This is a genomic window from Shigella sp. FC1661, from assembly GCF_001712525.1.
Classification (GTDB): Bacteria; Pseudomonadota; Gammaproteobacteria; order Enterobacterales; family Enterobacteriaceae; genus Escherichia; species Escherichia coli.
Map to the genome: position 1 here is coordinate 1 of NZ_MDGW01000149.1, position 5,751 is coordinate 5,751.

6 protein-coding genes and 3 pseudogenes are annotated in these 5,751 nt (G+C 50.1%); 3 read left to right on the forward strand and 6 right to left on the reverse strand.

Going from position 1 to position 5,751, the window contains the following annotated elements:
• Positions 1 to 326, forward strand: a pseudogene (locus BFF42_RS10175) (IS1-like element IS1B family transposase); the annotation flags it as partial.
• A gap of 327 nt (positions 327 to 653) precedes the next feature.
• Positions 654 to 902, forward strand: a complete 249-nt coding sequence (locus BFF42_RS10185; protein ID WP_001217553.1) for a DinI-like family protein — start codon at positions 654 to 656, stop codon at positions 900 to 902.
• Here BFF42_RS10185 and BFF42_RS27670 read toward each other — a convergent pair.
• Entirely contained in the window at positions 899 to 994 is a 96-nt protein-coding gene (locus tag BFF42_RS27670) for a hypothetical protein (protein WP_050487933.1), read from the reverse strand. The genes BFF42_RS10185 and BFF42_RS27670 overlap by 4 nt on opposite strands.
• A 43-nt stretch (positions 995 to 1,037) precedes the next feature.
• On the opposite strand from BFF42_RS27670, the pseudogene BFF42_RS10195 reads away from it, so the two are divergent.
• Positions 1,038 to 1,362: pseudogene (locus BFF42_RS10195) on the forward strand (YkgJ family cysteine cluster protein).
• A gap of 141 nt (positions 1,363 to 1,503) precedes the next feature.
• Here the strand turns inward: BFF42_RS10195 and BFF42_RS10200 are convergent.
• From BFF42_RS10200 to BFF42_RS10220, 5 genes and pseudogenes are all read right to left on the reverse strand, one after another.
• Positions 1,504 to 1,716 carry a DUF4376 domain-containing protein gene (locus BFF42_RS10200; RefSeq protein WP_001114260.1) on the reverse strand — a complete coding sequence of 71 codons (213 nt, stop codon included), beginning with the start codon at positions 1,714 to 1,716 and terminating at the stop codon, positions 1,504 to 1,506.
• Between the two features lie 75 nt (positions 1,717 to 1,791).
• Positions 1,792 to 2,304 (reverse strand): receptor recognizing protein Gp38, encoded by a 513-nt coding sequence (locus tag BFF42_RS10205; RefSeq protein ID WP_000539253.1) that lies wholly within the window; start codon positions 2,302 to 2,304, stop codon positions 1,792 to 1,794.
• Between the two features lie 85 nt (positions 2,305 to 2,389).
• A complete protein-coding gene (locus BFF42_RS10210; protein ID WP_000216459.1) occupies positions 2,390 to 3,625 on the reverse strand; it encodes a prophage tail fiber N-terminal domain-containing protein in 1,236 nt (411 codons plus the stop codon).
• A gap of 64 nt (positions 3,626 to 3,689) precedes the next feature.
• Positions 3,690 to 4,279: pseudogene (locus BFF42_RS10215) on the reverse strand (Ail/Lom family outer membrane beta-barrel protein).
• Between the two features lie 67 nt (positions 4,280 to 4,346).
• On the reverse strand, positions 4,347 to 5,751 hold a 1,405-nt coding region (locus BFF42_RS10220; protein ID WP_146755888.1), incomplete at its 5' end, for a phage tail tip domain-containing protein.

Below are 5,751 nucleotides of genomic sequence, written 5' to 3' on the forward strand. Positions count from 1 at the left end.
TTTACGCGTATGACAGGCTCCGGAAGACGGTTGTTGCGCACGTATTCGGTGAACGCACTATGGCGACGCTGGGGCGTCTTATGAGCTTGCTGTCACCCTTTGACGTGGTGATATGGATGACGGATGGCTGGCCACTGTATGAATCCCGCCTGAAGGGAAAGCTGCACGTAATCAGCAAGCGATATACGCAGCGAATTGAGCGGCATAACCTGAATCTGAGGCAGCACCTGGCACGGCTGGGACGGAAGTCGCTGTCGTTCTCAAAATCGGTGGAGCTGCATGACAAAGTCATCGGGCATTATCTGAACATAAAACACTATCAATAAGTTGGAGTCATTACCCGGTTGGGGATCACCAGCCTTGAAGAGTATGCCCGCCACTTTAACTGCGTGATACGGAATTTTTAAAAATCACTAAAGAACGCCCAAGAGCATGTTTTTTATTTAGAAGAATCAAAGCGTTGTATTTCCATGTCATATAAAAATCGGCAAAGTTCATATGTAACAAAGTGTCCCAATCATGCCCCAAAATGCCCCACAACAAATATTTTTGCCCCATGCATGCCCCAAAAAATCACTTTCCTTCACCCTTGATACTGTTTATCCATACAGTTAAAATGATACTGTATACAAACACAGTGTAGAGGGACTTTTATGCGTATTGAAATCTGCATAGCCAAAGAAAAAATGACTAAAATGCCAACCGGTGCTGTGGATGCGTTAAAGGAAGAATTAACCCGACGCATCAGTAAACGTTATGACGATGTAGAGGTGATCGTAAAAGCTACCAGCAACGATGGCCTTTCTGTTACGCGCACCGCCGATAAAGATTCAGCTAAAACTTTTGTTCAGGAAACTCTGAAAGATACCTGGGAGTCTGCTGACGAGTGGTTTGTTCACTAATTAGCACGTAAAATCTGTAACGGCTGGAAATCATTCAATACTCGCACTATCGGAAGTTCACCAGCCAGCCGCGGTACGTTCTTACATACGATGTACCGCTGTTCTCTTTACGATTTATAGCTGTACTGGTGAATTATGAGCAATCTGAATCCATGCATGACGTGTGGTGCCTGTTGTGCATTTTCCGCGTCTCTTTTTACTGGGCAGAAGCTGACGATGCTGGCGGAAAGGTTTCGGTCAGTCTCACTGAGCAAATATCTCCTTTTCATCGCTGTATGCGCGGCACCAATCAGAAAAATCCCCGATGTGGCGCTCTTGCCGGCCCCCCCGGAGAAAACGCATATTGCTCTGTTTACAAAAACCGTCCACATGCAGGGAATTCGCAATGTCCGGCGAAAATAGCATCGTAAATGAAGCATGTAATCGCGCACGGGAAAAATATGGATTTCCAAAAATCTGAATATTCTCCGCCGTGCAAAAATGCGAACAACATCACTTCACTAATCAACCTGACATGGCATACTTAGCACGCTAACTATGATAACAAACTAATACCCTAAAACTCATGGTTCCGGGACTGGTCGTGGTCCCGTTTTTTTATTCAGCCAGCAGGCCATCCGACAACATAACTGCGGATCGCCTTCAGGTCTGTCAGCGCCTCAACCTCGGCTTTCATCTGCAACTGCCGTGTATTAATCTCCACTCCCTTCGCAAACATCGCCTGCTCTGTCGCTTCACTCAGTGCCATCCATGATGCTGCCGTCATTGGCACATCATTATTATCAGCATCCGTCCGGAAAAATTTCTCTGGCAACTTAAAACAATATCCTATATATCCGGCGTCTCCGGTATGTAGAACGTGAAGTTTTTAAAATTATTTATTTACCATTTAACTAATTTTTAGATCCTGGGGTACTCCCGTCTTTTTCATTGCCTCCACGAAAGCGGAACTAACAGAACCTGACCAGTAATACTGGAACCCACTAACAACGCCCTGATAAATCATGGTTTGTGTAGCACCACCTACGTTTACGGTGATATTACCTGCTTTACCACCGGCTAAATAAACAGCAGCTGTCGGTGTAGAGTTCGTCAAAAAGTGAGAAAGTGTAACGACAGCCCCTACCAGCCTCCCTGATCCGCAGCTTGCGGCGTTTGTAATTGTACCTTTACTTTTTTCTTCTAAAGGCCAGTCAGCGCCAACTGCGCCCCAGTTATCAACCTTGTCAGAGGATTTCCATTTATAGTACTCAGTTGCAATTTTACAGCCCATAGTTCGCCCAACCATTTGGCTCATCATAAAAGGTTTACTCAGTCCCAGTTTGGTTCCGGCGGCTCCCATCCACTGCTCACCTGTTTCGCTCTTAGCCGAAGAGCCTACCCATCCCGATGTTACCCCCATCTCATCTCCCCCTTCTGAATGCGTGGGGTGAGTGTCACCCCACAATTTAAATTCAGTAGAAACCAGAAACTACAACAGCTGTCGTTTACTTCTCCCGGAGTTCTTTAATCTCATGACGAAGTGTTTTAAAGCCCTCGACTAACAATGCAATTATGCCGTTGTAGTTAAGACGCAGACGTTTTTCACCAGATATAACGTCTGCGTCTTCAGTTACCAGTTCAGGCAATGCTTTTTGTGCATCCTGAGCAATTAAACCAACCGACGTTTGCCAACCGTCGGCAGAGTACTGTATCTCGTAAAGATAACCAGTAAGTGCCTCCAGACGATCTAACGCATTATCCAGTTTTACCAGATTTCGCTTGTTGCGTTTATCCGAACGGATCTGAATATCGTTAAATGAGCCGTTTCCGGTCACCGTCAAATTGCCATTAATACCACCATTAAAAGTTTGTGCCTGAGTCCATGTATTGGCAGTAGTAAGCAGTTCTGTTCCTTGCCCGGGGGCTCCTGTGTCTCCCTTCGGCCCCTGAGGACCCGCGGGCCCCGGTTCCCCCTTTGGCCCGGGAGGTCCCACCACGGTGGGGATTCGGTTTACGGCCTCTTCCGCCGCTATCCTGCTTTGTTCCGCTGACTGTGCGCTTTCTGTTGACTCCCGGGCTTTTTCTGTTGCGGTCGTTGCATCCCTGACTGCATTACCGGCTGCACTTTCTGCCGTCTTTTTTGACAACTCAGCATCTGTTGCACTTTGTAATGACTCACTGGCTTTTTGAGCGGCCGCAGAGGCCGAGGACGAGGACGCCTCCTCTGACTGCTTTGCTGAGGCTGCACTTTCTGCCGCCTGCCGGGCTGACTCCGATGCATCCCCTGCTGAAGTGTCAGCATTTGCAGCGCTCTCTTCTGCCTGACTGGCTGATATGCCGGCATTCCTCGCTGACGTCTCCGCCTCTCCGGCATTCTTCTTCGCCTCCTCTGCGTTACGCACCACCTCTTCCACCATCAGTTCAAAGCGACGCAGTGCCTCCGGACGGGCATCATCCTCCGTCATGGCACCGAGAAAATCATTCAGCGTACCGGGTTGAGAATCTTCATACACGGTGATAGTCCCGGCATGTGACGGCGGGAATCCCTCCACCAACAGAATAACGCTGTACTGACCATACTCAACGTCCATACTGTAACGCCCGGCTTCATCCGGATTTTCTGAGGCCAGCGTGTTCACCACCACCGTGGTACTGTTACGTTTTGCTTTCAGCTGGATTGTGCAGTTCTGTACCGGTTTTCCTGTGCCGTCTTTCAGTACACCAGAAATCTTTACTGTCATATTCACCCCACAAAAAAGCCCGCCTGAACCGGCGGGCTGTCATGACACTGTGTTACCTGGCTAATCAGAATTTATAGCCGACACCCACGATGAAACCGTCAGTGCGCCAGTCGCCACTACCGGAACCTTCATAAGCAATATCAATGGCCACGGATTCGGTCGGGTTAAACTGCACGCCAGCCCCCCACGCCAGAGACGTGTTGCTGTGGCGACCGTCATCACTTCCGGTCAGCACGTCGTGCGTTTTCCCCTTGTTGTCAGTTACGCGGAGATAATCCCCGGAGAAAGTCGACACACGGCTGTAAGCCACACCCGCCATCGCATACGCGCTGAACCATTCATTCACGGCCCCGCCATTACGCTGAACCAGCGGTTACGAACGGAATCTTCATGCCAGCGGGTATCGCTGTAGTGCGTTTTTTTCTCATCTTCAGCATTGGCATAACTGAAGGACGTAATCAGCCCCAGCGCGTCCGTAAACTCATAACGGTATTTCACGTTAATCCCGTTCAGATTATCGCTGCCGGGAGCGTTCGTACGGGCATGAAGATACCCCGCGCTCAGTGTGGACTGATGTTCAGACGCCCATGCAGGCGCACCGGATACGGACAGACAGATGGCTGCGGACAAAATGGCTGCACAAACTTTACGCATAATTACCTCTCGCTTTTCTGCAATAAAAAAGGCGCCATTTCTGGCGCCCGTATATGGGTTATAAAATTCAGCTGATACTGATGCCTGCGGTGGCTTTCTTCATCACCACAACCAGCAAATCGCTGATACTTGCTGTGGGATACCAGTTATTCACCAGCCATGCTGATACCGAAAACTCCAGCGTCATGTGACCGTGACCGGCAGGCATATCAATAACGCCACTGTAAATCAGCGTATTATCCAGCGCGGTACGGTTATAAATTTCAGCACCGTTTTTCCGCACTATCAGACGGCATGAGGAGTAAATATCAGTATGCTCTCTCTCATGCTTAGCGCCGCTGAATGCCACCGCCGGAATAACAATTTGCCGGTCAAAAGGCTGATCGTCATAAATCCTGACGGTAACGGTCCCTGATGGCCACCGCTCCGGTGCCCGGGAGTCCCGCGGAAAAGCCTTACCCACTGTTTTAACGAGATCGCCTTCAATCTGGTTCGCGGACAGTTTTCCAAGAACCCGGCAGTTCTCGTTAATCGTGACGTTGTTGAGCGTCCCGGAGTTCGCATTCACGTTACCGCTGATATCAGCATTTCTTGCGGTCAGCCTGCCCTCCGGCGTCAGGGAAAACGTCGGGGGATTGCCGGACGAGGTGATACTCACCGCAAACAGCCGCTTCAGGAACACATCGTTCATGAACAACTGATTCCCCTGCGCCACAAATAACGGCGTGGTGTTGCCGTCCTCCGGGTTAATCATCGCAATACGGTCAGCCAGCAGCAGTATGTTGCTCAGGGGCTGGCCATCAGTATCCTCAATCCCCGCTCCAATACCGGCAACATAGGGTATGCCATTTTTTGTTTTCTGTACCTTCAGCATGTAAAGTGCAGCAAGGTCATCATTTGTGTCCTTCTGCACGCGCTGTATCTGCTGTATGGTGGCGCTCTGCTCCTCCAGCGTTTTACTGACCGTCTGTGTGATTTCATTGCGGGTTTCGGTGATGGTGGTCTTCATCTCCGCCATCTCATCCGCAAGCTGGCTGTTGTCTATCAGCTCCCACAGCCCCTGAGCCAGATGCAGTTTTCCTATTTTTTCCCGAAACAGCCCCAGATACCCTTCTGCATCATTGCTGGCCCGTCCACTGGCCTCCACAAAAGCAGATTTCCCCACCAGGTTGACGCTGCGCACGTAAAACCAGAAATCCTTCCCGGGCTTAATGTGCGGGCCAGATACACTCCACTGACTGCCGGTCCCCAGATAACGGGCAGAGGTTTCCACCTGAGATGTGTCTGCGATTTTTGCCTCCGAAAACCAGAGCTCAAACTGTACCGTCGGGTCATACACCGCAAGACGCGGTACCGCTGTTATCTGAAAATACCCCGGCGTCAGTTCAATGGTGGCGGGTTTTGCTGGCGCGTTAATCCGGAAGGTGGTGGTGGCCGGTTCGCCCTGCTGGCCATAACTGTTAATTGCCCTG

Excerpts from the sequence above, each read along its gene's own strand:
- BFF42_RS10185 (WP_001217553.1), top strand. The coding sequence starts at position 654 with ATGCGTATTGAAATCTGCATAGCCAAAGAAAAAATGACTAAAATGCCA.
- BFF42_RS10205 (WP_000539253.1), bottom strand. The coding sequence starts at position 2,304 with ATGGGGGTAACATCGGGATGGGTAGGCTCTTCGGCTAAGAGCGAAACA.
- BFF42_RS10210 (WP_000216459.1), bottom strand. The coding sequence starts at position 3,625 with ATGACAGTAAAGATTTCTGGTGTACTGAAAGACGGCACAGGAAAACCG.